The sequence below is a fragment of the Paracoccus sp. Arc7-R13 genome (assembly GCF_004010775.1).
Lineage (GTDB): Bacteria > Pseudomonadota > Alphaproteobacteria > Rhodobacterales > Rhodobacteraceae > Paracoccus > Paracoccus marcusii.
The window spans coordinates 1,689,169-1,712,930 of sequence record NZ_CP034810.1 but is presented as its reverse complement, the minus strand read 5'-3'; the positions used below and the strand labels follow the sequence as shown (position 1 = coordinate 1,712,930).

Genomic DNA, 23,762 nt, shown 5'->3' with positions numbered 1-23,762 from the left:
ATGACCACCGAAGTCCGCGTACCCGCCCTGGGCGAATCCGTCACCGAGGCCACGATCGCCACCTGGTTCAAGAAGCCCGGAGACCGCGTCGAGGTCGACGAGATGCTGTGCGAGCTGGAGACCGACAAGGTCACCGTCGAGGTGCCCAGCCCCGCCGCCGGCACCCTGGCCGAGATCGTCGCCGCAGAGGGCGAGACGGTCGGGCCCGACGCGCTGCTGGCCCAGATCAGCGAGGGTGGCGAAGCCGCCGCCCCCGCCCCGAAACCTGCCAAGGCCGAAGCACCGGCCGAAAAGACCGAGGAACAGAAGACAATGAGCGGCAATTCCGTGGACGTGATGGTCCCGTCCCTGGGCGAAAGCGTGACCGAGGCGACCGTCGCCACCTGGTTCAAGAAGCCGGGCGACCGCGTCGAGGCCGATGAGATGCTGTGCGAGCTGGAGACCGACAAGGTCTCGGTCGAGGTCCCGGCCCCCGCCGCGGGCGTCCTGGCCGAGATCCTGGCCGAGGAAGGCGCGACCGTCGATGCCAAGGCGCGCCTGGCGATCATCACCGAGGGTGCCGCCGGCACCACCGCGCCCAAGGCCTCGGATGCGCAGGAGACCGTCCTGCCGAATGCCGGCCCCGAGGAGACCAAGCCGCGCGACGTCGAGGATGCACCCTCGGCCAAGAAGGCCATGGCCGAAAAGGGCGTCAGCCGCGACCAGGTCCAGGGTTCGGGCCGCGACGGACGCGTGATGAAGGAGGACGTGGCCAAGGCCAAAGCGGCCCCTGCGCCCGCCGCGAAGGCCCCCGCCGCCCCCCGCCCGGCCGAGGATGCCGCGCGCGAGGAGCGGGTCAAGATGACCCGCCTGCGCCAGACGATCGCCCGCCGCCTGAAGGACGCGCAGAACACCGCCGCGATGCTGACGACCTATAACGAGGTCGACATGTCCGCGATCATGGGCCTGCGCAACGAGTACAAGGACGCCTTCGAGAAGAAGCACAAGGTCAAGCTGGGCTTCATGTCCTTCTTCGTAAAGGCCTGCTGCCACGCGCTCAAGGAAGTCCCCGAGGTCAATGCCGAGATCGACGGCACCGACGTGGTCTACAAGAACTACGTCAACATGGGCGTCGCGGTGGGCACGCCCTCGGGCCTGGTCGTGCCCGTCGTGCGCGACGCGGACCAGAAAGGCTTTGCCGCCATCGAGAAGGAGATCGGCGAGCTGGGCCTGAAGGGCCGCGACGGCAAGCTGTCCATGGCCGAGATGCAGGGCGGCACCTTCACCATCTCGAACGGCGGCGTCTACGGCTCGCTGATGTCGTCGCCGATCCTGAACCCCCCGCAGTCGGGCATCCTGGGCATGCACAAGATCCAGGAGCGTCCCGTGGTCGTCGGCGGTCAGATCGTCATCCGCCCGATGATGTATCTGGCGCTGTCCTATGACCACCGGATCGTCGACGGCAAGGGCGCGGTGACCTTCCTGGTCCGCGTCAAGGAAGCGCTGGAAGATCCGCGCCGCCTGCTGATGGATCTCTGATCCCGCCGGGGGCCCTTCGGGGCCCCTCTCGCACGACGGGCTTGCGCTGCCACCGGCGCAAGACCAAAGCTGGGCCGTCACGAACCGGAGCCTGACCCATGCAACTGATCGTCCGCTACACCCACGCCGACCCCGCCACGTTCCGCACGGCCTTCGACGCCGATGCCGAGGATCGGGGCCGCAACGGCCTGACGCTGCTGCAACTGTGGCGCGAGGATGACGGTCATTCCTGGGCGCTGTTCCAGGTCGGCAACCCAAAGGCTGCCCGCGATTACCTGGACGGCGCGGCGGCGGTCTTCGCGGCCCAGGCCGGCGTCACCGGCACCGACGCACATTTCGTGGAAACCGTCTGATGCCCCCCGAGGTCGCAGCCCTGGCCGTCGCCGGACTGATCCAGACTGCGCAGTTCGCAACCTATTCCGTGATGGCGCAGCGCCAGGTCGGCCGCCGCGCCGCCATGAGCCCGCGCGACCGCGGCAAGGTCGAGCTGACCGGGACGGCCGGTCGCCTGCAACGTGCCTTCAACAACCATTTCGAAGGCCTGATCATGTTCACCCTGGCGGTGGTCGTGGTCACGCTTGGCGACGCATCCGGCACGCTGACCGCGATCTGCGCCTGGACCTATGTGGCCGCGCGCATCCTCTATATTCCCGCCTATGTGCGGGGCTGGGTGCCGGGCCGCTCGATCATCTGGATCGTCGGCTTTGCGGCGACGGTGCTGATGATCCTCATTGCCCTGATTTCTTCTTTGTAAAAATACCCCGCGGGGCCCGGGGGCGCGAAGCCCCCGGCCGCGGTCTGACAAAAGGAACTGCCATGTATGATCTCATCGTGATCGGCGCCGGCCCCGGCGGCTATGTCTGCGCCATCCGCGCGGCGCAGCTGGGCCTGAAGGTCGGCGTGGTCGAGGGCCGCGAGGCTCTTGGCGGAACCTGCCTGAACGTCGGCTGCATCCCATCCAAGGCCCTGCTGCATGCCAGCCACATGCTGCACGAGGCGCATGAGAACTTTGCCAAGATGGGCCTGATGAACGCCCATGTCGACGTCGACTGGACCAAGATGCAGTCCTACAAGGCCGACACGGTCCAAGGGAACACCAAGGGCATCGAATTCCTGTTCAAGAAGAACAAGATCGACTGGATCAAGGGCTGGGCCTCGATCCCCGAAGCCGGAAAGGTCAAGGTCGGCGACACCGTCCACGAGACGAAGAACATCGTCATCGCCACCGGATCGTCCCCCGCCGCGCTGAAGGGCGTGACGGTCGACAACGACGCGGGCGTGATCGTCGATTCCACCGGCGCGCTGGCCCTGCCCAAGATCCCCAAATCCATGGTCGTGATCGGCGCAGGCGTCATCGGTCTGGAATTGGGTTCGGTCTATGCGCGCCTCGGCGCCGAGGTGACGGTGGTCGAATACCTGGACGTCATCACCCCCGGCATGGACGGCGAGGTGCAGAAGCAGTTCCAGAAGATGCTGTCAAAGCAGGGCCTGTCCTTCGTCATGGGCGCCGCCGTGCAGTCGGCCGAGGCCAAGGACGGCCAGGCCACCGTTACCTATGCGCTGAAGAAGGATGACAGCACCCACAGCCTGACCGCCGACGTGGTCCTGGTCGCCACGGGCCGCCGCCCGCATGTGGATGGCCTGGGCCTCGACGCGCTTGGCGTGACCATGACCGATCGCGGCTTCGTCAAGGTCGACGACCACTGGGCGACCAGCATCAAGGGCGTCTATGCCATCGGCGACGCGGTACCCGGCCCGATGCTGGCCCACAAGGCCGAGGACGAGGGCATGGCGGTGGCCGAGGTCATCGCGGGCAAGCATGGCCATGTGAACTATGGCGTCATCCCCGGCGTGATCTACACCACCCCCGAGGTCGCCAATGTCGGCCTGACCGAGGAGCAGGCCAAGGAAGGCGGGCGCAAGGTCAAGATCGGCAAGTTCCCCTTCATGGGCAATGCCCGCGCCAAGGCGCAGTTCCTGGGCGAAGGTTTCGTCAAGCTGATCGCCGATGCCGAGACCGACCGCATCCTGGGCTGCCACATCATCGGCCCGTCGGCGGGTGACCTGATCCACGAGGTCTGCGTGGCGATGGAGTTCGGCGCCTCGGCCGAGGATCTGGCCCTGACCTGCCATGCGCATCCGACCGTGTCGGAAGCCGTGCGCGAGGCGGCGCTGGCCTGCGGCGGCGGCGCCATTCATGCCTGACGCGCGTATGGTGGCGGGGGCCCTGCCCCCGCGGCCTGCGGCCCATCTGGGTCGGCGCGGGCTGCTGATCTCGATCCTGGCGCTGGCCGCGTGCGGCAGTGGCGGGGTCCGGTCAGGCAGCAACGGGCGGATCGGCGGGTCGGGCCTCTACCCAAACGAGACGCCCTATCTGCGCCAGCGCATCAACTTCTGGGCACGCCATTATGACGTGCCCAGTTCGCTGGTCCAACGGGTGATCCTGCGCGAATCCAGCCACCGTCCCGACATGCGGAACGGCCCGTATCACGGGCTGATGCAGATTGCGCCGCAGACGGCGCGCACGATGGGCTATCGCGGGCCGGATCGTGGTCTGCTGGATGCCGACACGAACCTGCGCTATGGCGTGAAGTACCTGCGCGGCGCCTGGATGGTGGCCGAGGGCGACCCCGACCGTGCCGTCATGTGGTATTCGCGCGGCTATTACTACGAGGCCAAGCGCAAGGGCCTGCTGAAGCGGACCGGCCTCAGCGGCTGAGGATCAGCCGCCCGCGATGATGCGGACATAGTTCCGCGTCTCGCGATAGGGCGGGATGCCGCCGTGCTTCTGCACCGCGCCTGGCCCCGCGTTATAGGCGGCCAGCGCCAGCGTCCAGTTGCCGAACTGGTTGTACATCATCCGCAGATAGCGTGCTCCGCCGTTCAGGTTCTGCACCGGATCGTTGGGGTTCACGCCCAGCTTTGCGGCCGTTCCCGGCATCAGCTGCGCCAGCCCCATCGCACCCTTGTGGCTGCGCGCGTTCGGGTTCCAGCCCGACTCCTGCTGGACCAGCCGCAGGAACAGGTCCTCGGGAATGCCGTGACGCTGCGCCGCCTGACGCGCATGGGGCAGGTATTCGCTGCGCCGGCCCGTATAGCGGGGAATGTTCGGCGCCGTTTCCAGCAGCACCTCCTGGCGGCCCGCATTCGGCTGCAGCCGGGCAGACGACTGGTACTGGGTCGACAGGCGCGAATCCATCAGCCGGGTCTGGCGCGCGAACTGTTCGGCGCGCGACTTGGAGGAGGCGCCCGACAGGCGCAGGCCCTGCGCGTCGGCAGGCAGTGCCAGGCTTCCGATCACCGCTGCACAGAAGGTTGCCTTCAGGGTATGGCCTAGCCGCATGATCTCCGCCCTCGTCCTTGTCGCACCGGCCTGTCGCCGCTTTTGTCCCGGACTATACACGAAATCGGTCATGCTGCCAGTCGGGCCTTGGCGCTACGCGACTTCCTGCTTGGCTTCACCCGGCGGGCTGGGCTAGACCCGACGCAAAGGCACATAATCCAAGGATCCTGATCATGGCAGGCAGCGTCAACAAGGTCATTCTGGTCGGCAATCTTGGCCGCGACCCGGAAATCCGCAGCTTTCAGAACGGCGGCAAGGTCGCGAACCTGCGCATCGCCACCTCCGAGAACTGGAAGGACCGCACCACCGGAGAGCGCAAGGAGCGCACCGAGTGGCACACCGTCGCCATCTTCAACGAGGGCCTGGTGGGCGTCGTCGAACGCTATCTGAAGAAGGGCAGCAAGGTCTATGTCGAGGGCCAGCTGGAAACCCGCAAGTGGCAGGACCAGTCCGGCCAGGACCGCTACTCGACCGAGATCGTCCTGCGCGGCATCGGCGGCACGCTGACCATGCTGGACGGCGCCAGCGGCGGTGGCGGCGGCATGGGTGGTGGCGGCATGGGCGGCGGTGGTCGCGACAGCGGCGGCTACGACGACTATAACCAGGGCGGCGGATCGTCGTCGCGCGGCGGCGGCGGCGGCCAGGGCGGCGGACGCGCCGATTACGACGACGAGATCCCGTTCTGATCCGATCAGGGCGAATCACCGGAAAGGGGCGGCCATTGGGCCGCCCTTTTTCGTTGCCGGCGCGCGACGCGATCTTGCCGGCGCGCACCCCGCCCTTGCCGCAAGTTGCGCGGTAGGCGGTACGGGCTTTGCGAATGATCCTGCGCTTGCATTGCGTCCGCGCTGGCGGTTTCTGGGCTGATCCCTGCGCGGGACGGCCCGCGCGCCTGCCACAGGAAGGCTTGCAGATGGCACTGACACTTACCGATCTGACCGCACCCCAGGGGTTCGAGCGTCTGGTTCTGGCACAGGACCCGCAGGCCGGGCTGCGCGCGCTGATCTGCCTGCATTCGACCACGCTCGGCCCTGCCGCGGGCGGGTGCCGCATGTGGGCCTATGCCGACGACGATGCCGCGATCCATGACGTGACGCGTCTGGCCCGCGGCATGACATACAAGAACGCGATGGCCGACCTGGGCCTGGGCGGCGGCAAGGCGGTCATCATCGGCGACGCGCGCACCGACAAGACCCCGGCGATGATGCGCGCCTTCGGCGAGGCCGTCGACGCGCTTGGCGGCACCTACTGGACGGCCGAGGATGTCGGCATCTCTCCGGCGGACATGGCCCATGCGGCCGAGGCGACGCGCTTTGCCGTGGGCCTGTCCGGCGCATCGGGCGACCCCTCGCCCTGGACCGCCGAGGGCGTGTTCCGCTGCCTGCGCGTGGGCGCGCGCCATGCGTTCGGCACGGACGATCTGACCGGGCGGCGGGTGCTGGTGCAGGGGCTGGGCCATGTCGGCCTGTCGCTGGCCGAAAAGCTGGCCGCCGCGGGGGCACGGCTGATGGTGACCGACATCCATCAGGCGGCGCTGGACGACGCCGCGACACGCCTTGGCGCAACCGTGTGTGCGCCCGACGTGGTCTTCGATCAGCAGATGGACATCCTAGCTCCCTGCGCCCTGGGCGGCGTGCTGACGCGGGACACCGCCACGGCGCTGACCGCGACGCTGGTCTGCGGCGCCGCGAACAACCAGCTGGCCGATGACGGCGTGGCGGACATCATGGCCGAACGCGGCATCACCTATCTGCCCGACTATGTCGTGAACGCAGGCGGCATCATCAGCGTCGCAAGCGAGATCCACGGCAAGCCCGACGCCTGGCGCCTGGATCGCCTGACCGCCATCGCCGGCCGCGTCGACCAGATGCTGACCCGCGCGCGCGACACGGACCAGCTGCCCTCGGCCGTGGCCGATCAGATGGTCCACGACATGCTGACCACCCGTCGCGCCGCCTGAGGCGGCTTCGGCGACAGCCAGCCGTGGCGGCCTCCTCGATGGGGGCTGTCGCGGCTTCGCGGGCCGGGACGGACGCCTAGCGCGCGTCGTGCAGGACGCGTGCCAGCATGTTACCTTCGACCGCATCGCTGACGAAGGCCTCGCCGATCCCGCGGGCCAGCACGAAACGCAGCTGGCCGTCCACGACCTTCTTGTCCTGCCCCATCAGCGCGATCAGGCCCCCGTCGTCTGGCAGGGCGCCGGGGATCTCGGACAGTCGTGCGGGCATGCCCATCTGGCGCAGATGCGCCAGGACGCGGCTCGGCGCCTCCTGCGAACACAACCCCATCCGCGCCGACAGATCGAAGGCCAGCGCACAGCCGATGGCCACGCCCTCGCCATGCAGCAGCCGGTCCGAATACCCGGTCGCCGCCTCCAGCGCGTGACCGAAGGTGTGGCCCAGGTTCAGCAGCGCGCGTTCGCCCTGCTCGGTCTCGTCGCGGGTGACGATGCCCGCCTTCATCGCCACCGAATGCGCGACCGCCTGCTGGCGCAGGCCCGCATTCCCCGCCAGGTCAGGGCCGTTCTCCTCCAGCCAGGCAAAGAAAGCCGCATCCCCCAGCAGACCGTACTTGGCGACCTCGCCATAGCCCGACAGGAAATCGCGCGAGCTCAGCGTGTCCAGCACGTCGATATCGGCCAGGACCAGCGAGGGCTGGTGGAACGCGCCGACCAGGTTCTTGCCATGCGCGCTGTTGATCCCGGTCTTGCCGCCCACACTGCTGTCGACCTGCGCCAACAGCGTCGTGGGCAGCTGCACGAACCGCACCCCGCGCCGCAGGATCGCCGCCGCAAAACCCACCAGGTCACCGATCACCCCGCCGCCAAGCGCCAGGACGACGTCGCGCCGCTCGACGTGCTGGTCCAGCAGCCAGTCGACGCAGGCCGTCAGATGCGGCCAGCTTTTGGTCCCCTCCCCGGCCGGCAGGACCAGCGCCTCGCTGGCGATCCCCGCGTCGCGCAGCGCGGCCTGCAGCGGTGCCAGATGCAGCCCTGCCACCGTTGCGTCGGTGACGATCGCCACGCGCGGCCGCGACAGAAGCGGTGCGATCTCGGCGCCCGCGCGACCCAGCAGGGCCTGCCCGATGCGGACGTCATAGGCGCGCGCTCCAAGGGGCACGGGAACGGTGACGGGATCGGTCATGGCTTCTCCTGGGTCAGGGTGGGATGGGCGGCGGTCAGTTCGGCGATCAGGCGGGTCGCGGTCGCCTCGATCGTGTCGCCGGCGCGGGACACGAATTCCAGGTCCGCCAGCGCATAGACGGGGCTGCGTTCCGCCAGCAGGCGCAGCAGCGTGCCCTTTGGGTCGGCGGTCTGCAGCAGGGGGCGCGTCGGGCGCTGGCGCACGCGCGCCCACAGCGTCTCGGGCGAACAGTTCAGCCAGACGGACAGGCCCCGTTCCCCGATGATCTGCCGGTTCTCGGGGCGCATCCACGCGCCGCCCCCGGTCGAGACGACGCCCGGCGCCCCCGCCAGCAGGCGCGACAGCACCTGCGCCTCGCGCGCGCGAAAGAACGCCTCGCCGTCGCGGGCAAAGATCTCGCTGATGGACATGGCCGCCGCGGCCTCGATCTCGGCGTCGGAATCGGTGAACGGCACGCGCAGCCTGCGGGCCAGTTCCGACCCGATGGCGGTCTTGCCCGCGCCCATCATTCCGATCAGCACGATATGGCGCGTCAGCACCTGTGTCATCCGGCCCCCCGTCAATCGGGTGACTGAATGACGTGATCTTTCGGAAATTGCCATATATATTCGCCCCGAGCCGGCCCAAGACCGGTGCAAGAACACAGAAAACACGGTCGAGCAAAGGCGAATGCAATGCGGATGTTGAAACTGCTGGTGGTGCTGATTCTGGCGGGACTGATCGGCCTCGCGGGCTATGCCTATTTCGGCGACATGGCCCCGACCCGCCAGGAGGTCCGCACCCCCCTGCAGCTGGACACCCCCGCGGCCGAACAGCCGGCCGAGGCTGCCGGTGACTGACAGAACCACCCTCTGCGCACTGGTCCTGGCGCTGCTGCCCAGCCTTGCCCTGGCGCAGCAGCAGCCCCTGTCGGCCAGCGACTGGCTGTCGGGCAGCGTCCGCGGCCCGGTGCGCGAAAGCTCGGCCTGGCGGCCCGGCGACGCCCCACCGCCCCGCCCAAGCGCCAGACCCCAGCCGGTGGCCACCAGCGGCGCCGTGGGTCCGGTACAGGTCACCCGCCTGGACCAGGGCAACCCTGACCACACCGGCACGCAAAGCCCCCGCCGTGCCGGGCTGCCGGCCGACCTGTGGTCGGGCAGCGACCCCGCGCAGCTGTCGCAGATGGTGCTGGCCACGCCCGCCCGCCTGCAATCCATGCAGGCGTTGCTGAAGCGTGTGCTGACCGCACAGTTGGCCCCCCCCACCGCGCCAGAAGGGATGCGGGGACAGCTGTTCCTGTCGCGCGCCGACCGCCTGCTGGACATGGGCGCGCTGGACGAGGCGCAGTCGCTGCTGGTCGCCGCCGGCCCCGGCCAGCCCGAGATCTTTCGCCGCATGTTCGACATCGCCCTGCTGGAGGGCGACGAAGGCCGCGCCTGCGCGATCATGAACGGCACGCCCGGCATCGCGCCCAGCTTTGCGGCGCGCATCTTCTGTCTGGCGCAAACGGGCGATTGGGCCGCGGCGGCGATCGGCCTGCACGGCGCCGAGGCGCTTGGCCTGATCGACGAACGCCAGGCGATCCTGCTGACGCATTTCCTGGACGACGCCTTCGTCGACACGGCAGAGCTGCTGGCCCCCGCCGACCGCATGACCCCGCTGGAATTCCGCATCTACGAGGCCGTGGGACAGCCCCTGCCAACGCAGCCCCTGCCGGTGGCCTTCGCGCAATCCGACCTGCGCCTGAACAGCGGCTTCAAGGCCCGGCTTGAGGCTGCCGAGCGTCTGGCGCGCACCGGCGCCCTGCCCGCCACGACCCTGCGCCAGATCTATGGCGAACAGCGGCCCGCGGCATCGGGCGGGGTCTGGGAACGCGCCGGAGTCATGCGCACGCTGGAGGCGGCGCTTGCGGGCGGCGATCTGGCGCAGGCGTTGCCCCGCGCCTTCGACGAATTCCGCGCGGCCGGGATGGCCGACCTGCTGGCGGCGATGGTCGCGGCCGACCTGCCCACCGGCATCACCGATCCCCGCGCCGCCGAGGTGGCCGACCTGATGCGCGCCTGGATGGGCCTGCCCGACAGCGTGATCCCCGATCCCGCGCCCGAGATGGCCGCACCCCCCGCCACGCCCCCCGACACCCGTCGCGGAGAGGCGCTGCTGACCGCGATGGCCGATATCGACGCGGCGCTGGAGGGCGATCTGGCCCGCGCCGGGCGTGGCATAGCCATGCTGCGCGCCCTGGGTCTGGACCCCGATGCCGATCACGCCGAGGCGCAGATCACCCTTCTGCCGCAGATGCAGGCCCCGCAATGAGCGCCGACCACAACGCCATCGGCGCCTTTCTGGACGCCCAGGCCGCCGAGGCCGGGGCCGCGCGGAACACGCTGCTGGCCTATGGCCGCGACCTGCGCGACCTGTCGGACTGGCTGGGCGCGCGGGCGCTGTCGCTGGCCGGGCTGACGCGCGAGCAGGTCGAGGATTACCTGTCCCATTGCGACGCGCAGGGCCTGTCGCGGGCCACCCGTGCCCGCCGCCTGTCGGCCATCCGCCAGTTCACCCGCTTTGCGCTGGAGGAGGGCTGGCGCGAGGACGACCCCGCCATCCGCATCGCGGGCCCCGGCCGCGCCAAGCGCATCCCGCGCACGCTGGACCGGGCCGAGATCCAGGCGCTGCTGGACGCAGCCCCCGGCATCGGCCGGGGCCGGATCGACCGCACGCGCAACATGTGCCTGATCGAGCTGCTGTACGCGACCGGCATGCGCGTCACCGAACTGGTCAGCCTGCCGGTGGCCGGGTGCCGGGGCGATCCGGCGGTCCTGGTGATCCGCGGCAAGGGCGGCAAGGACCGGATGGTCCCCCTTGGCCAGGCCGCCCGGACCGCCCTGCGCGACTGGCTGGAGATCCGCGACAACGCCCCCCAGGGCAGCCCGCTGTACCGCCTGCTGGCGGGTCGCGGCGCGCGCTGGCTGTTTCCCGCACCGGGCGCGGCGGGCCACCTGCCGCGGCAGAGCTTTTCGCGCCTGCTGGGCCAGATGGCGGTGGCGGCGGGCATCGATCCCGCGCGCGTGACGCCGCACGTGATCCGCCACGCCTTTGCCACCCACCTGCTGGAAGGCGGCGCCGACCTGCGCAGCATCCAGATGCTGCTGGGCCATGCCGATCTGGGCACGACGGAAATCTATACTCATGTGCTGAACCATCGCATGCGCGATCTGGTTCTGAACCACCACCCTCTGGCGCGCGGCGTGTCGCCTGACGATGCCGCCAACACCAACTGACCGGGACCTCATGGACCAACTTACCTCTGCGCTCGACTTTGCGGCCGTCGTCACCATCGCGGCGATCCTGATCTGCCTGATGCTGTCGGCCTTCTTTTCGGGGTCCGAGACCGCGCTGACCGCATCCAGCAAGGCCAAGCTGCGGGCCCGCGCCGATCGGGGCGACAGCGGCGCCGAAGCCGCCGTCCGCGTGACCGCCGACAGCGAGAAGCTGATCGGGGCGATCCTGTTGGGCAACAACGTCGTCAACATCCTGGCCGCCAGCCTTGCGACCGCGCTGTTCACGCGCCTGCTGGGCGCGGGTGGCGTGGCGATCGCCACGCTGGTGATGACCGTGCTGGTGCTGATCTTCTCCGAGGTGATGCCCAAGACGTACGCCATCTCTGCCCCCGAAAAGGTGGCAAGCCTGGTGGCACGTCCCATCGGCATCCTGACCGTCATCCTGTCCCCGATCGTCAGCGTCGTGCGCCTGATCGTGGGGGGCATGCTGTCGGTGGCCGGCCTGAAGACCGATCCCGGCAAGCACATGTTTTCCTTGGAGGAGGAGATCGAGGGGGCGCTGTCCCTGGGCCACGCACAGGGCGCGGTGAACAAGGAGGACCGCGACCGCCTGCTGGGTGCGCTGGACCTGGGCAACCGCACGGTCGAGGAGATCATGCGCCACCGCTCGGAGATCCAGATGATCGACGGCGACCTGCCGCCCGAGAAGATCCTGGAACTGGTCCTGGCCAGCCCGCACACCCGCCTGCCCGTCTATCGCGAGGAGCGCGAGAACATCGTGGGCGTGATCCACGCCAAGGACCTGCTGCGCGCGGTGAACCGGGCCGTGGGCGATGCGGGCGATGCCAGCGCCGCGCGGCGGTTCGATCTGGCCGCGGTGATGATGCCCCCCTATTTCGTCCCCGAGACCAGCGTCCTGGACGAGCAGATGCGCGAGTTCCTGAAGCGGCGCACGCATTTCGCGCTGGTTGTGGACGAATACGGATCGCTGCGCGGCCTGATCACGCTGGAGGACATCATCGAGGAGATCGTCGGAGAGATCGCCGACGAGCACGACACCGAGGAGGATCAGACCCTCAAGCCCAACGCCCAGGGCGATTACCTTGTCGAGGGCGGCATGACCATCCGAGACCTGAACCGCCAGCTGGACTGGACCCTGCCCGACGACGAGGCCAACACCATCGCGGGCCTGGTGATCCACATGGCGCAGTCGATCCCCGAGCAGGGACAGGTGTTCAGTTTCGCGGGCTATCGCTTCGAGGTCGTCACGCGGCGCGAGAACCGCATCACCCGGCTGCGCATCCGCCCCCTGCCCACGGCCACCGACGGCTGACCGGCGGCGGCTTGCAACCGCCTGTGCCAACCCATAACAACGCGCCAACCCCACGTGCCGCAAGGAACATCCCATGGACATCGCCGCCCGCCGCACCGCAGACCCCGCCCATTGGAACCTGGCCAGCGCGATCCGCGTGCTGTCCATGGACGCGGTCGAGGCTGCCAATTCCGGCCATCCCGGCATGCCGATGGGCATGGCGGACGTGGCCACCGTCCTGTTCCGCAACCACCTGAAGTTCGACGCCAGCGCGCCGCACTGGTTCGACCGCGACCGGTTCATCCTGTCGGCGGGCCACGGGTCCATGCTGATCTACAGCCTGCTGCATCTGACCGGCTATGAGCAGATGACGCTGGACCAGGTCCGCAACTTTCGCCAGCTGGGCGCGATCACCGCGGGCCATCCGGAATACGGCCATGTCGAGGGGGTCGAGACGACCACCGGCCCCCTGGGCCAGGGCATCGCCACCGCCGTGGGCTTTGCCATCGCCGAGGAGGCGATGCGCGCCGAGTTCGGGGCCGATCTGTGCGACCACCGCACCTGGGTCATCGCCGGCGACGGCTGCCTGATGGAGGGCATCAGCCACGAGGCCATCGCCCTGGCCGGCCACCAGAAGCTGGGCCGCCTGATCGTGCTGTGGGACAATAACGACATCACCATCGACGGCCGCGTCAGTCTGTCGGACGCGACCGACCAACATGCCCGCTTTGCCGCCGCAGGCTGGCGCGTCCTGTCCTGCGACGGGCATGACGCCGCCGACATCGACCGCGCGCTGAGCCAAGCCGCGCAGGATGACGGCCGCCCGACGCTGGTCGACTGCAAGACGATCATCGGCTTTGGCGCTCCGAACAAGGCCGACAGCAGCAAGGCCCACGGCTCTCCGCTTGGCGCGGACGAGATCGCGGCCACCCGCGCGGCCTATGGCTGGAGCCATGAGCCCTTCCACCTGCCCAACCAGATCGTCGCGGACTGGCGGGCCATCGGCCAGCGCGGTGCGGCGCAGCGCGCGGCGTGGAACGACCGCGTGGACGCGCTGTCCGACGAGGCGCGCAACGACTTTGCCCGCCGCATCGGCAACGAGGTCCATCCGCGCCTCAACGCGATCATCGACGCCTTCAAAGTCCAGACGCTGGAGGCCAAGCCCAAGGTCGCCACCCGCAAGGCCTCCGAGAACGTGCTGGAGGTGCTGAATGCCGAAATGCCCGAGAATTTCGGCGGATCGGCCGACCTGACCGGATCGAACAACACCAAGACCGGCGGCCAGGGCGTCTTCAGCGCCGAAAACCGTATGGGCCGCTATCTGCATTACGGCATCCGCGAACACGGCATGGCAGCGGCGATGAACGGCATCTGGCTGCATGGCGGGTTCCGCCCCTATGGCGGGACGTTCCTGACCTTCACAGACTATGCGCGCGGGGCGATGCGCCTGTCGGCCCTGATGGGCCTGCCGGTCGTCTATGTGATGACCCATGACAGTATCGGCCTGGGCGAGGACGGCCCGACCCACCAGCCGGTCGAGCACCTGGCGATCTGCCGCGCCACGCCCAACACGCTGACCTTCCGCCCCTGCGATCAGACCGAGACCGCCGAAGCCTGGGAGATCGCCCTGTCGCAGGACGCGACGCCGTCGGTCCTGGCCCTGTCGCGCCAGAACCTGCCGCTGCTGCGCCAGGAGACCGGAGAGAACCTGACCGCCAAGGGCGCCTATGTCCTGCGCGAGGCCTCGGCCACGCCCAAGGTCGTACTGATGGCCACCGGATCGGAGGTCGAGATCGCCGTCGCCGCGCGCGATGCGCTGGAGGGTCAGGGCATTCCGACCCGCGTCGTGTCCGTCCCTTCGATGGAGCTGTTCCGCGACCAGCCGCGCGACTATCGCGCCGAGGTGCTGCCTGCGAACACCGTGCGCATCGCGATCGAAGCCGCGGTGCGCCAGCCTTGGGACTGGCTGCTGCTGGGAGAGCGCGGCCAGGAGGACCGCTCTGCCTTCGTCGGCATGGAGGGGTTCGGCGCCTCGGGTCCTGCACCCGAGTTGTACAAGGAGTTCGGCATCACCGCCGAGGCTGTCGCAGAGCGCGCGAAAGCGCTGCTGTGATACCCGGACCGACCGTCGCGATGGGTATTTGGGCAAAGGAGAAACTGTGTCTTCGTTGCCCAGACGCCCATGACCGCGCCTTCTGATGCGCGTCCTGGCGCGCGCATTCGCGCTGATGGGTCGGGAGCGGGATGGATTGCGGCGGCCCGGATCGGACCAGGCACGGGGCATCGCGCTGCTGCTGGCGGCGATCCTGGGTTTTACGCTGATGGATGCGACGGCCAAGCACCTGACGCAGACCTATCATCCGGCGCAGGTCATCTGGGCGCGGTTCATCGGAAACCTGCTGATCTTTGCGCTGATCTTTCGCGGGGCCATGCTGCCTTTGTTGCGCACGCGCCAGCCGGGCATGCAGTTCGCTCGGGCGATGATGCAGCTTGGGTCGGTCGGGCTGTTCTTCACCTCGCTTCAATACATCGGGCTGGCCGAGGCGACGGCGATCATGGACCTGAACCCGGTCCTGATCACGCTTGGGGGGGCCTTGTTCCTGGGTGAGAAGGTCGGCCCGCGGCGGCTGGCGGGGATCGCGGTGGCACTGGTCGGCGCGCTGCTGATCATCCGCCCCGGACTGGGCGTGTTCCAGCCTGCGGCGCTGCTGCCACTGGCCGGGGCCTTCACCTATGCCGCGGGGGCGTTGCTGACGCGCGTCGTGCGGACCGATTCGGTGGCGACCTCGGTGCTGTGGTCGGCCGTCGTGGGCACCGTCGCCTCCAGCATCGTGGTGCCGATGTTCTGGCAGCCGATCGCCGCGAGCGATCTGTGGGCATTCGCCGCGCTGGCAGTGTTCGGCACGATCAGCCAGTACCTATTGGTCAAGGCGTTCAGCGCAGCCGAGGCGGGGACGCTGGCGCCCTTCGGCTATACGGGGCTGATCTGGGCCGGGCTGTGGGGGTTCGTCTTCTTCGGGCAGCTTCCGGATGTCTGGACCGTCACTGGCGCGGTCATTATCGTGGCCGCGGGGCTGTATGTCTGGTCGCGCGAGGCGCGGGCCGCCAAGGGGGCGTGATGCGCGATGACCGATCCACGATAACCGACCGGCTGGCCAACGGCGCGTTCGTGGCAATCATGGGGCTGGCACGCCTGCTGCCCTATTCGCGCCGCATCCCGGCGATGGGCTGGGTGTTTTCGCACGTGATCGCGCCCATCGCCGGCTGGCGCAGGCGCATCCGCGACAACCTGGCGCTGGCCCGCCCCGACCTGTCCCCGGCAGAGATCGAGGCGCTGGTGCGCGCCGTTCCCGACAATGCGGGCCGGTCGGTGGCAGAAATCTATTCCGCCGACGAATTCACGGACCGCATCCGCACGGCCGATCCGCTGCAGGGCGCCGGCCTTGCCGCGCTGGAGGAGGCTCTGGACAGCCATCGCCCGGTGATCCTGGCCTGCGCGCATTTCGGCAATTACGACGCGATGCGGGCCGCGCTGGCCGCGCGCGGCTGGCCGGTCGGCGCCCTGTACCGCCCCATGAACAACGAGGCGTTCAACCGCCATTACGTCCCCGCCATCACCGCCATCGCCGAGCCGCTGTTCCCGCGCGGCCGGGCTGGATTGGCGGCGATGCTGCGGTTTCTCAAGGGTGGCGGCTGGCTGGCCCTGGGTTTCGATCAGTTCGACCGCGAGGGGGCGGAGCTGCGGTTCTTCGACCTGCCCACGCGGACGGTGCTGACGCCGGCGGACCTGGCCCGCCGCTATGACGCGCTGCTGGTACCGATCTGCGGCATTCGTCAACCGGACGGGCTGTCCTTCAAGGTTCATGTCGGCGCGCCCATCGCGCATGGCGATTCCCGCGCGATGATGCAGGCGCTGAACGACGATCTGGAGATGCTGGTGCGGCGCCACATGGACCAGTGGTTCTGGGTCCACCGCCGCTGGAAATGAAAAGGCCCCGCATCGGCGGGGCCCTGTCGTGATCAGATGTTGGCGGCGGTCCGCACGGGCGCGGCGTCCTCGCGCCGGGCGCGCAGTTCCTCGGCGACCAGGAAGGCCAGCTCCAGCGACTGACTGGCGTTCAGGCGCGGATCGCAGGCAGTGTGATAGCGGTCCGACAGATCCTCGTCCGTGACGGCGCGCACGCCGCCGGTGCATTCGGTCACGTCCTTGCCGGTCATCTCGAAATGCACGCCGCCGGGGATCGTGCCCTCGGCCTTGTGGACGCCGAAGAATTCGCGGACCTCGCGCAGAATCGAATCGAAGGCGCGCGTCTTGTAGCCGGTCGACGACTTGATGACGTTGCCGTGCATCGGATCGCACGACCAGACGACGTTCGCGCCCTCGTCCTGCACCGCGCGGATCAGGCGCGGCAGGTGGTCGCCCACCTTGCCCGCACCAAAGCGTGCGATCAGCGTCAGGCGCCCGGCCTCGTTGGCGGGGTTCAGCTTGGCCATCAGAACCTTGAGGTCGTCCGCCGTGGTCGTCGGGCCGCATTTCAGGCCGATCGGGTTCTGCACGCCGCGGCAGAACTCGACATGCGCGCCGTCAGGCTGACGCGTCCGGTCGCCGATCCAGATCATGTGGCCCGACCCCGCCACCGGCAGGCCGGTGGTGCTGTCGATGCGGGCCAGGGCCTCCTCGTACTCCAGCAGCAGCGCCTCGTGGCTGGTATAGAAATCGACCTTGGATAGCTGGTGCGCGGTGTCGGAATTGACGCCCGCCGCCTGCATGAAGGCCATCGCATCGCCGATGCGGCCGGCGATGTCGCGGTACCGCGCAGCCTCGGGGCCGCCCACGAAATCGGCGATCCAGCTTTGCACGCGGTGCATGTCCGCGAAGCCGCCGGTCGAGAAGGCGCGCAGCAGGTTCAGCGACGCCGCCGCCTGGGTATAGGCCGCCAGCATCCGCGTCGGGTCGGGAATGCGGGCCTCGGGGGTGAAATCGAACCCATTGATGATGTCGCCGCGATAGCTGGGCAGCTCCACCCCGTCCATCACCTCGGTCGGCGCGCTCCGCGGCTTGGCGAACTGGCCTGCCATGCGCCCGACCTTGATCACGGGCATCTGCGCGCCCCAGGTCAGCACCACGGCCATCTGCAGCAGCACCTTGAAGGTGTCGCGCAGGTTGTCGGCGCTGAATTCGCTGAAGCTTTCGGCGCAGTCACCGCCCTGCAGCAGGAAGGCCCGGCCCGCGGCGGCGTCCGCCAGCTGGGCGCGCAGGCGGCGCGCCTCTCCGGCAAAGACCAGCGGGGGATAGCGGCGCAGTTGCGATTCCACCCCCGCCAGCGCGGCGGGATCGGTATAGTCGGGCATCTGGACGCGCGGATAGGCGCGCCAGCCGGCCTTGTCCCAATCCTGGGTGGCGGTCTTGCGGGTCTGCTGCGTCATGTCCTGCGCTCCTTGAAAATGTCGCGTCGGTATAAACGCTAACAGTCGGCAGGAAAAGGGTCTGCCGCGGCCCTCTGGAAAGCCCCCTTGCCGTGGCGTCAAAAGGCTGTTTGGGTGCGGGGCGCAACCGCATGCAAAGATAGCCCCCATGCCATCCGAAAAACCGCGACGCTTCACCTTCCTGTTGCTGGATCGATTCACCATGCTGCCCTTTACGGCCGCGATCGAGCCCCTGCGTCTGGCCAACCGCGCGTCGGGGCAGACGCTGTTCGACTGGCGCCTGGTCGGGCCGCGGGGCGACGTGGCGACGTGCTCGAACGGGACGCGGGTGATGCTGGACGGCGGGCTGGACCTTGACGCCCCCCCGCCCGGCCGGGACGAGGTCGTGATCGTCTGCGGCGGCACCGACATCGCGCGCGAGGCGACGCGCCCGGTGCTGGCCTGGCTGCGCCGGCAGGCGCGCGGCGGCGCGGCGATGGGGGCGGTCTGCACCGGCACCTGGATCCTGGCCGAGGCCGGGTTGCTGGACGGCCGCAAGGCCACCATCCACTGGGAGAACCACGACGGCCTGGCCGAGGCCTTCCCCGAGGTCGACCTGTTCCGGTCGGTCTTCGTCCATGACGGCAACCGGCTGACCGCGGCGGGCGGGACCAGTTCGATCGACCTGATGCTGCACCTGATCGCGCTGGCGCAGGGGGACGCGCTGGCCGCGGACGTGGCCGACCAGATGCTGCACACCGCGATCCGAACCGACCAGGACAGCCAGCGCCTGTCGATCCCCACCCGCATCGGCGTGCGCCATCCGCGCCTGGCCGCCGTCATCGCCCGGATGGAGGCGAACCTGGAGGACCCGGTCAGCCCTGCCCAGCTGGCGCTGGACGCGGGCATGTCCACCCGGCAGCTGGAACGCCTGTTCCGCCGCTATCTGAACCGCAGCCCCAAGCGGTACTACATGGAAACCCGACTTTCCCGCGCCCGCAACCTGCTGATGCAGACCGAGATGTCGATCATCGAGATCGCCCTGGCGTCCGGGTTTTCCAGCCCGTCGCATTTCTCGAAATGCTATCGTGCGCAATATGGCAGCACGCCCTATCGGGAACGCGGCACCTCGGCGTCGATCCCGGCCTGAGCTGCGGAAATCGTTAACTTTTCCTGAATCGGTTAACCAAGCGTTAACCATTGTCGCCCTAGGGTCCGGTACTGCCCGGTGACATGTGACTGCCGGGTCCGTTCGACCGGCAGCACAAGGGTTTTCCATGGAACATACGATCACGGTCCTGACGATCAGCAATGTCATCCCGGCAGGCGGCATCGGCTTGCTGGCCGACGCCCCGTGGTCGAACGGCGCGCCGATCGTGATGAATGACCCGGTCCTCAGCACGATCGTGATCAGCGATGACGACGACGCGTTCCGCAGCGGCACCTATACATACGATGAGACGGACCAGCTTCTGGTTCATGACGCGGTCTTTGGTCATGGGGACAATGCAAAGATCACCCCTGCGGGAACGCAGATGTCGAACTTCGTCGCCTCGATCATCACCTCTGACGCGGAAGACAGCTATGTCGTCATGTATCCGCGCAGCTACGAGCATTATGGCGCCGGCATCGAATTCGGGGGCCGCCAGTCGCTTCTGATCTTCCCCATTCCCGATGACAACGGGATCGAGCCGGTCTTCGACCCAGGGGCGCGCTATACTTATGCAGGCGTTCGCAGCTTCGGGCCGGGTGACGACGCCCAGCCCTGGCCTGCCCCCACGGCTTCGGCCTGTTTTGCGCAGGACACGCTGATCCAGACGGCATCCGGGCCGTGCAGGGTCCAGGACCTGCGTCCCGGCACGCTTTTGCGGACGATGGACCACGGATATCAGCCGGTCCTGTGGATCGGTCATCGCCGGATGCAGGCCCGCGATCTGGACCAGCGCCCCGACCATCGGCCAATCCGGATCGCGGCCCATGCCCTGGGCCCCGGCCAGCCCGGGCGCGATCTGGTCGTGTCGCCCCAGCATCGGCTGATGATCCGCTCTCCCATCGCCGAGCGCATGACCGGCGAGGCGGAGGTTCTGGTCGCGGCGCGTCATCTGGTGGGCCTGCCGGGCATCACGGTGCAGGGCGAGCGTTGCGACGTCACCTATTGGCACGTGCTGCTGGCCGATCATCAGGTGCTGGTGGCCGAGGGCGCATGGGCGGAAAGCCTGCTGCCCGGTCCCGTCGCCCTGCGCGCCCTTGGGGCGCAGAACGCCCGGCGGATCAGGCAGCTGACGGCGGGACGCGCACTGACGCCCGCGCGGCCGCTGCTGTCGGGTCGCCATGCCCGGCGCCTGGTGCAGCGGCACGACCGCAACCGCAAGGCGCTGCTGGACGCCTAGAGACCGACCAGGGCGCGGGCGAATTCGTCCGCATCAAAGGCGTCCAGGTCGTCGATCTGTTCGCCCACGCCGATCGCGTGGATCGGCAGGCCGAAGCGGTCGGCCAAGGCCACCAGCACGCCGCCGCGCGCCGTGCCGTCAAGCTTGGTCATCACCAGTCCCGAGATATTGGCCAGCTTGCGGAAGGTCTCGACTTGGCTCAGGGCGTTCTGGCCGGTGGTAGCGTCCAGCACCAGCAGGGTGTTGTGCGGCGCGTCGGGGTCCTTCTTTCGGATCACGCGGACGATCTTGGCCAGCTCCTCCATCAGGTCCTGGCGGTTCTGCAGGCGGCCGGCGGTGTCGATCATCAGCAGGTCGGCGCCCTCGGCCTCGGCCCGGACCATCGCGTCCCATGCCAGGCTGGCCGGGTCGCTGCCCTGCGGCGCGACCATCACCGGCACGCCGGCCCGCTGACCCCAGACCTGCAGCTGTTCGACCGCCGCGGCGCGGAACGTGTCGCCCGCGGCGATCACCACCGACTTGCCCGCGGCGCGGAACTGGCTGGCCAGCTTGCCGATGGTGGTCGTCTTGCCCGCGCCGTTGACGCCCACGACCAGCACCACCTGCGGCTTCTTCGGATAGATCGGCAAGGGGCGCGCGACCGGAGCCATGATGCGCCCGATCTCGGCCGCAAGAAGCTGCTTCAGCTCGGTCGAGGAGATGCGCCGGCCCATGCGCCCCTCGGCGATGTTGGCTGTGACGCGCAGGGCCGTCTCGACGCCCAGATCGGCCTGGACCAGCATGTCCTCCAGTTCCTCCAGCATCTCGTCGTCCAGGGCGCGGCGAGGCTCCTCGACCTGCGCCTCGGCGCGGCCGAACAGACGTCCGACCAGCCCCGACGGTTCGGGCGCCGCGGCAGGGGCGACGGGGGCCGTCGCGGTCTCTCCGACGATATCGTCCAGCCCCGCCCCGATCTTGGAGGAGGACCGCGTCAGCCGCTCTCGCAGTTTGGTAAAGAACGCCATGATCCGACCTTTCGCTGTGCCGGGCGGACCCTACCCGCTTGCGGCGCCAAGGAAAAGCCGCCCCGACGGATCGGGGCGGCTTTGATGTCCCACGGTTCGGGCGCGCGTCAGCCGCGCATCTGCCGGATCAGCCCCGCCAGCCTCTCGGTCGAGGGGTCGTGGCCGGGCGCGGCCTCTCCCTTCAGCAGCGGTTCGACCTTGAGGGCCAGTTCCTTGCCCAGCTCGACCCCCCACTGGTCAAAGCTGTTGATGCCCAGGATCACGCCCTCGACGAAGACACGCTGTTCGTACAGCGCGACGATCTGGCCCAAGGCGAAGGGGGTCAGCTGCTCCATCAGCAGCGTGGTCGAGGGCCGGTTGCCGGGGAACACGCGATGGCGGGCCTGACGGTCCAGTTCGGCACCCTCAAGGCCCTTGGCCTGCATCAGGGCGCGCGCCTCGTCCAGCGACCGGCCCCGCATCAGCGCCTCGGACTGCGCCAGGCAGTTGGCGGCCAGCAGGATGTGGTGATGCGTCAGGTCCGGCTCGTGCCCGCGCGCGGCAAGGATGAACTCGCAGGGGACGGGCATCGTGCCTTGGTGGATCAGCTGATAGAAGGCGTGCTGGCCGTTCGTGCCGGGTTCGCCCCAGACGACGGGGCCCGACACGACCTCCAGATCGCTGCCGTCCATGGCCACGCGCTTGCCGTTCGATTCCATCTCCAGTTGCTGCAGATAGGCGGGCAGGCGCATCAGGCGGTTGTCATAAGGCAGCACCGCGCGGGTCGGATAGCCGCAGATCTGGTGATGCCAGATGCCCGTCAGGGCCAGCATCACCGGCAGGTTCTGCGCCGGTTCGGCCGTGCGGAAATGCGCGTCCATCGCCGCGCCGCCGGCCAGGAACTGGTCGAACGCCTGCGGCCCCACGGCCAGCATCAGGGACAGCCCGATCGGGCCCCAGACGGAATAGCGTCCGCCGACCCAATCCTCGAAGCCGAAGACACGGTCTTCGGCGATTCCGAAATCGGCGGCCTTGGCGGCGGCGGTGGACAAGGCCACAAACTGTGCGCCCGGATCGGTGACCGAGGCGGCCATCCAGTTGCGAGCCGTCTGGGCGTTGGTCATCGTCTCGATGGTGGTGAAGGTCTTGGAGGCGACGATCACCAGCGTCGTGGCCGGGTCCAGCCCCTTCAGCGTGTCGGCGATGTCGGCACCGTCCACGTTGCTGACGAAATGCGTGCGCGGCCCGTCGTGATAGGGCGCCAGCGCCAGCACCGCCATGGCCGGGCCAAGGTCCGACCCGCCGATGCCGATATTGACCACGTCGGTGATGCGACCGCCCTGCCCCGCAAATCCGCCGTCGCGGACCTGGGTCGCAAAGCGGGTCATGCGCTGATGCGTCTCGCGCACGGCGGGCATGACGTCCTGGCCGTCGACGGTGACGCTGCCCTGCAGGTTGCGCAGCGCGGTGTGCAGGACGGCGCGGCCTTCGGTTTCGTTGATCTTCTCGCCCGCGAACATCGCGTCGCGGCGGGCCGCCACGGGGGCCGCCAGTTCCAGCAGCAGATTACGCGCGCCCGCGTCGATCATCGTCTTGGAATAGTCGAAGGTCAGTCCGTCCGCCTGCACCCGGTAATCGGTGGCGCGGTCGGCGTTGAACAGCGCCTCGATCCGTCCCGACCCCTGGGCCTTGCGATGATCCTTGAGGCGGTTCCAAAGTGCGGTCATGTCAGTTCCTCATTCGGCCCAATGGACGGTGGCCTGGTCAAGAAAGGCGCGGATCGGCGCCTGCATCGGGTCCGACTTCTGCGCGCGCTCCAGCGCTTCGCGCTTTTCGGGGCCCATGATCAGGACGTGGATGTTCAGCGCGTCGGCCAGGACCGGTCGCGTCAGGGTGATGCGCGGCTCCTCGGCGCCATCGGCGCGGATGGCCATGACGGGAGGCGCGCCTGCGGCCATCGCGGCCTCCAGGTGATCGGCGCCGGGGAACAGGCTGGCGGTGTGCATGTCGTTGCCCATGCCCAGCAGAACCACCGTCAACGGCAGCGTCGGCGCCAGCTGCTCTGCCAAGCCATCGGTCGCCAAATCGGGCGAGGCGTCGCCGGTATAGAGGTCGATATACTCGGCCGCGGCCGCCTTGTCCTTGAGCAGGTGGCGCCGCAGCAGGCGAGAGTTCGACCGCTTGTGATCGCCGTCCACCCACCGTTCGTCGCCCAGGACGACGGTGACGCGGGACCAGTCCAGATCGGTGCCCGACAGCGTCTCGAACACGGGCGCCGGAGAGGTGCCGCCCGGCACGCACAGAGTGGCGCGGTCATTGCCACGCAGATGCTGCGCCAGCTGCGAGGCGATGCGGTCCGCGACCGACAGGGCCAGCATCTCGCGGTCGGGGTATTCCTTGAAATCCATGC

General features: G+C 68.8%; 23 protein-coding genes. 16 read left to right on the top strand and 7 right to left on the bottom strand.

Going from position 1 to position 23,762, the window contains the following annotated elements; translation table 11 throughout:
• The 5 genes from odhB to EOJ32_RS08485 all read left to right on the top strand — a co-directional run bounded on the left by odhB (position 1) and on the right by EOJ32_RS08485 (position 4,237).
• On the top strand, positions 1–1,518 hold the full coding sequence (gene odhB / locus EOJ32_RS08505) for a 2-oxoglutarate dehydrogenase complex dihydrolipoyllysine-residue succinyltransferase (protein ID WP_127898266.1): 1,518 nt from the start codon (positions 1–3) through the stop codon (positions 1,516–1,518).
• A gap of 98 nt (positions 1,519–1,616) precedes the next feature.
• Positions 1,617–1,871 carry a hypothetical protein gene (locus EOJ32_RS08500; protein ID WP_127898265.1) on the top strand — a complete coding sequence of 85 codons (255 nt, stop codon included), beginning with the start codon at positions 1,617–1,619 and terminating at the stop codon, positions 1,869–1,871.
• The gene (locus EOJ32_RS08495) at positions 1,871–2,272 is read left to right on the top strand and encodes an MAPEG family protein (RefSeq protein WP_127898264.1); all 402 of its coding nucleotides are present in this window, start codon (positions 1,871–1,873) and stop codon (positions 2,270–2,272) included. The genes EOJ32_RS08500 and EOJ32_RS08495 overlap by 1 nt, the downstream gene beginning before the upstream one ends.
• A 62-nt stretch (positions 2,273–2,334) precedes the next feature.
• A complete protein-coding gene (gene lpdA, locus EOJ32_RS08490; protein WP_127898263.1) occupies positions 2,335–3,723 on the top strand; it encodes a dihydrolipoyl dehydrogenase in 1,389 nt (462 codons plus the stop codon).
• Positions 3,716–4,237 carry a lytic transglycosylase domain-containing protein gene (locus EOJ32_RS08485; protein ID WP_240542383.1) on the top strand — a complete coding sequence of 174 codons (522 nt, stop codon included), beginning with the start codon at positions 3,716–3,718 and terminating at the stop codon, positions 4,235–4,237. The genes lpdA and EOJ32_RS08485 overlap by 8 nt, the downstream gene beginning before the upstream one ends.
• A gap of 3 nt (positions 4,238–4,240) precedes the next feature.
• On the opposite strand, the gene EOJ32_RS08480 is transcribed toward EOJ32_RS08485, so the two are convergent.
• Positions 4,241–4,861, bottom strand: a complete 621-nt coding sequence (locus EOJ32_RS08480; protein WP_045999444.1) for a lytic transglycosylase domain-containing protein — start codon at positions 4,859–4,861, stop codon at positions 4,241–4,243.
• Between the two features lie 173 nt (positions 4,862–5,034).
• On the opposite strand from EOJ32_RS08480, the gene ssb reads away from it, so the two are divergent.
• Both ssb and EOJ32_RS08470 read left to right on the top strand, forming a co-directional pair.
• Positions 5,035–5,547, top strand: a complete 513-nt coding sequence (gene ssb, locus EOJ32_RS08475; RefSeq protein ID WP_127898262.1) for a single-stranded DNA-binding protein — start codon at positions 5,035–5,037, stop codon at positions 5,545–5,547.
• Between the two features lie 227 nt (positions 5,548–5,774).
• Complete coding sequence (locus tag EOJ32_RS08470) at positions 5,775–6,821, top strand: Glu/Leu/Phe/Val dehydrogenase dimerization domain-containing protein (RefSeq protein WP_127898261.1); 1,047 nt, start codon at positions 5,775–5,777, stop codon at positions 6,819–6,821.
• A 76-nt stretch (positions 6,822–6,897) separates the two neighbouring features.
• Here EOJ32_RS08470 and aroB read toward each other — a convergent pair whose 3' ends face one another.
• Positions 6,898–8,004: a 3-dehydroquinate synthase gene (aroB, locus tag EOJ32_RS08465; RefSeq protein WP_127898260.1), complete on the bottom strand. Its 1,107-nt coding sequence runs from the start codon at positions 8,002–8,004 to the stop codon at positions 6,898–6,900.
• Complete coding sequence (locus EOJ32_RS08460) at positions 8,001–8,552, bottom strand: shikimate kinase (protein WP_240542382.1); 552 nt, start codon at positions 8,550–8,552, stop codon at positions 8,001–8,003. Before EOJ32_RS08460 ends, aroB begins: the two co-directional genes overlap by 4 nt.
• A 126-nt stretch (positions 8,553–8,678) precedes the next feature.
• On the opposite strand from EOJ32_RS08460, the gene EOJ32_RS20115 reads away from it, so the two are divergent.
• The 7 genes from EOJ32_RS20115 (at position 8,679) to EOJ32_RS08430 (ending at position 16,561) form a co-directional block, all read left to right on the top strand.
• Positions 8,679–8,843 (top strand): hypothetical protein, encoded by a 165-nt coding sequence (locus EOJ32_RS20115; RefSeq protein ID WP_164871414.1) that lies wholly within the window; start codon positions 8,679–8,681, stop codon positions 8,841–8,843.
• Positions 8,836–10,296 (top strand): hypothetical protein, encoded by a 1,461-nt coding sequence (locus EOJ32_RS08455; protein WP_127898258.1) that lies wholly within the window; start codon positions 8,836–8,838, stop codon positions 10,294–10,296. The genes EOJ32_RS20115 and EOJ32_RS08455 overlap by 8 nt, the downstream gene beginning before the upstream one ends.
• Positions 10,293–11,261 (top strand): tyrosine recombinase, encoded by a 969-nt coding sequence (locus EOJ32_RS08450; protein ID WP_045999447.1) that lies wholly within the window; start codon positions 10,293–10,295, stop codon positions 11,259–11,261. Before EOJ32_RS08455 ends, EOJ32_RS08450 begins: the two co-directional genes overlap by 4 nt.
• Before the next feature lie 10 nt (positions 11,262–11,271).
• The gene (locus EOJ32_RS08445; RefSeq protein ID WP_045999448.1) at positions 11,272–12,594 is read left to right on the top strand and encodes an HlyC/CorC family transporter; all 1,323 of its coding nucleotides are present in this window, start codon (positions 11,272–11,274) and stop codon (positions 12,592–12,594) included.
• 73 nt (positions 12,595–12,667) lie between these two features.
• Entirely contained in the window at positions 12,668–14,686 is a 2,019-nt protein-coding gene (tkt, locus tag EOJ32_RS08440; RefSeq protein WP_127898257.1) for a transketolase, read from the top strand.
• Positions 14,687–14,771: 85 nt separating this feature from the next.
• On the top strand, positions 14,772–15,692 hold the full coding sequence (locus tag EOJ32_RS08435) for a DMT family transporter (RefSeq protein ID WP_127898256.1): 921 nt from the start codon (positions 14,772–14,774) through the stop codon (positions 15,690–15,692).
• On the top strand, positions 15,692–16,561 hold the full coding sequence (locus EOJ32_RS08430; RefSeq protein ID WP_127898255.1) for a lysophospholipid acyltransferase family protein: 870 nt from the start codon (positions 15,692–15,694) through the stop codon (positions 16,559–16,561). The genes EOJ32_RS08435 and EOJ32_RS08430 overlap by 1 nt, the downstream gene beginning before the upstream one ends.
• Before the next feature lie 32 nt (positions 16,562–16,593).
• On the opposite strand, the gene EOJ32_RS08425 is transcribed toward EOJ32_RS08430, so the two are convergent.
• Complete coding sequence (locus EOJ32_RS08425; RefSeq protein ID WP_127898254.1) at positions 16,594–18,000, bottom strand: class II 3-deoxy-7-phosphoheptulonate synthase; 1,407 nt, start codon at positions 17,998–18,000, stop codon at positions 16,594–16,596.
• 148 nt (positions 18,001–18,148) lie between these two features.
• On the opposite strand from EOJ32_RS08425, the gene EOJ32_RS08420 reads away from it, so the two are divergent.
• Together EOJ32_RS08420 and EOJ32_RS08415 are read left to right on the top strand one after the other, a co-directional pair.
• Complete coding sequence (locus tag EOJ32_RS08420) at positions 18,149–19,129, top strand: GlxA family transcriptional regulator (RefSeq protein WP_045999452.1); 981 nt, start codon at positions 18,149–18,151, stop codon at positions 19,127–19,129.
• Between the two features lie 127 nt (positions 19,130–19,256).
• Positions 19,257–20,369 carry a Hint domain-containing protein gene (locus EOJ32_RS08415; protein ID WP_127898253.1) on the top strand — a complete coding sequence of 371 codons (1,113 nt, stop codon included), beginning with the start codon at positions 19,257–19,259 and terminating at the stop codon, positions 20,367–20,369.
• On the opposite strand, the gene ftsY is transcribed toward EOJ32_RS08415, so the two are convergent.
• From ftsY to pgl, 3 genes are all read right to left on the bottom strand, one after another.
• A complete protein-coding gene (gene ftsY / locus EOJ32_RS08410) occupies positions 20,366–21,373 on the bottom strand; it encodes a signal recognition particle-docking protein FtsY (RefSeq protein WP_127898252.1) in 1,008 nt (335 codons plus the stop codon). The two genes, EOJ32_RS08415 and ftsY, sit on opposite strands and share 4 nt — an antisense overlap.
• Positions 21,374–21,480: 107 nt before the next feature.
• On the bottom strand, positions 21,481–23,079 hold the full coding sequence (gene pgi / locus EOJ32_RS08405) for a glucose-6-phosphate isomerase (protein WP_127898251.1): 1,599 nt from the start codon (positions 23,077–23,079) through the stop codon (positions 21,481–21,483).
• A gap of 9 nt (positions 23,080–23,088) precedes the next feature.
• Positions 23,089–23,760: a 6-phosphogluconolactonase gene (pgl, locus tag EOJ32_RS08400; protein ID WP_205963213.1), complete on the bottom strand. Its 672-nt coding sequence runs from the start codon at positions 23,758–23,760 to the stop codon at positions 23,089–23,091.
• Positions 23,761–23,762 lie beyond the last annotated feature (2 nt).

Coding starts and splice junctions, on each gene's coding strand:
- odhB (WP_127898266.1), top strand. CDS start 1: ATGACCACCGAAGTCCGCGTACCCGCCCTGGGCGAATCCGTCACCGAG.
- EOJ32_RS08500 (WP_127898265.1), top strand. CDS start 1,617: ATGCAACTGATCGTCCGCTACACCCACGCCGACCCCGCCACGTTCCGC.
- EOJ32_RS08495 (WP_127898264.1), top strand. CDS start 1,871: ATGCCCCCCGAGGTCGCAGCCCTGGCCGTCGCCGGACTGATCCAGACT.
- lpdA (WP_127898263.1), top strand. CDS start 2,335: ATGTATGATCTCATCGTGATCGGCGCCGGCCCCGGCGGCTATGTCTGC.
- EOJ32_RS08485 (WP_240542383.1), top strand. CDS start 3,716: ATGCCTGACGCGCGTATGGTGGCGGGGGCCCTGCCCCCGCGGCCTGCG.
- EOJ32_RS08480 (WP_045999444.1), bottom strand. CDS start 4,861: ATGCGGCTAGGCCATACCCTGAAGGCAACCTTCTGTGCAGCGGTGATC.
- ssb (WP_127898262.1), top strand. CDS start 5,035: ATGGCAGGCAGCGTCAACAAGGTCATTCTGGTCGGCAATCTTGGCCGC.
- EOJ32_RS08470 (WP_127898261.1), top strand. CDS start 5,775: ATGGCACTGACACTTACCGATCTGACCGCACCCCAGGGGTTCGAGCGT.
- aroB (WP_127898260.1), bottom strand. CDS start 8,004: ATGACCGATCCCGTCACCGTTCCCGTGCCCCTTGGAGCGCGCGCCTAT.
- EOJ32_RS08460 (WP_240542382.1), bottom strand. CDS start 8,552: ATGACACAGGTGCTGACGCGCCATATCGTGCTGATCGGAATGATGGGC.
- EOJ32_RS20115 (WP_164871414.1), top strand. CDS start 8,679: ATGCGGATGTTGAAACTGCTGGTGGTGCTGATTCTGGCGGGACTGATC.
- EOJ32_RS08450 (WP_045999447.1), top strand. CDS start 10,293: ATGAGCGCCGACCACAACGCCATCGGCGCCTTTCTGGACGCCCAGGCC.
- EOJ32_RS08445 (WP_045999448.1), top strand. CDS start 11,272: ATGGACCAACTTACCTCTGCGCTCGACTTTGCGGCCGTCGTCACCATC.
- tkt (WP_127898257.1), top strand. CDS start 12,668: ATGGACATCGCCGCCCGCCGCACCGCAGACCCCGCCCATTGGAACCTG.
- EOJ32_RS08435 (WP_127898256.1), top strand. CDS start 14,772: ATGCGCGTCCTGGCGCGCGCATTCGCGCTGATGGGTCGGGAGCGGGAT.
- EOJ32_RS08430 (WP_127898255.1), top strand. CDS start 15,692: ATGCGCGATGACCGATCCACGATAACCGACCGGCTGGCCAACGGCGCG.
- EOJ32_RS08425 (WP_127898254.1), bottom strand. CDS start 18,000: ATGACGCAGCAGACCCGCAAGACCGCCACCCAGGATTGGGACAAGGCC.
- EOJ32_RS08420 (WP_045999452.1), top strand. CDS start 18,149: ATGCCATCCGAAAAACCGCGACGCTTCACCTTCCTGTTGCTGGATCGA.
- EOJ32_RS08415 (WP_127898253.1), top strand. CDS start 19,257: ATGGAACATACGATCACGGTCCTGACGATCAGCAATGTCATCCCGGCA.
- ftsY (WP_127898252.1), bottom strand. CDS start 21,373: ATGGCGTTCTTTACCAAACTGCGAGAGCGGCTGACGCGGTCCTCCTCC.
- pgi (WP_127898251.1), bottom strand. CDS start 23,079: ATGACCGCACTTTGGAACCGCCTCAAGGATCATCGCAAGGCCCAGGGG.
- pgl (WP_205963213.1), bottom strand. CDS start 23,760: ATGGATTTCAAGGAATACCCCGACCGCGAGATGCTGGCCCTGTCGGTC.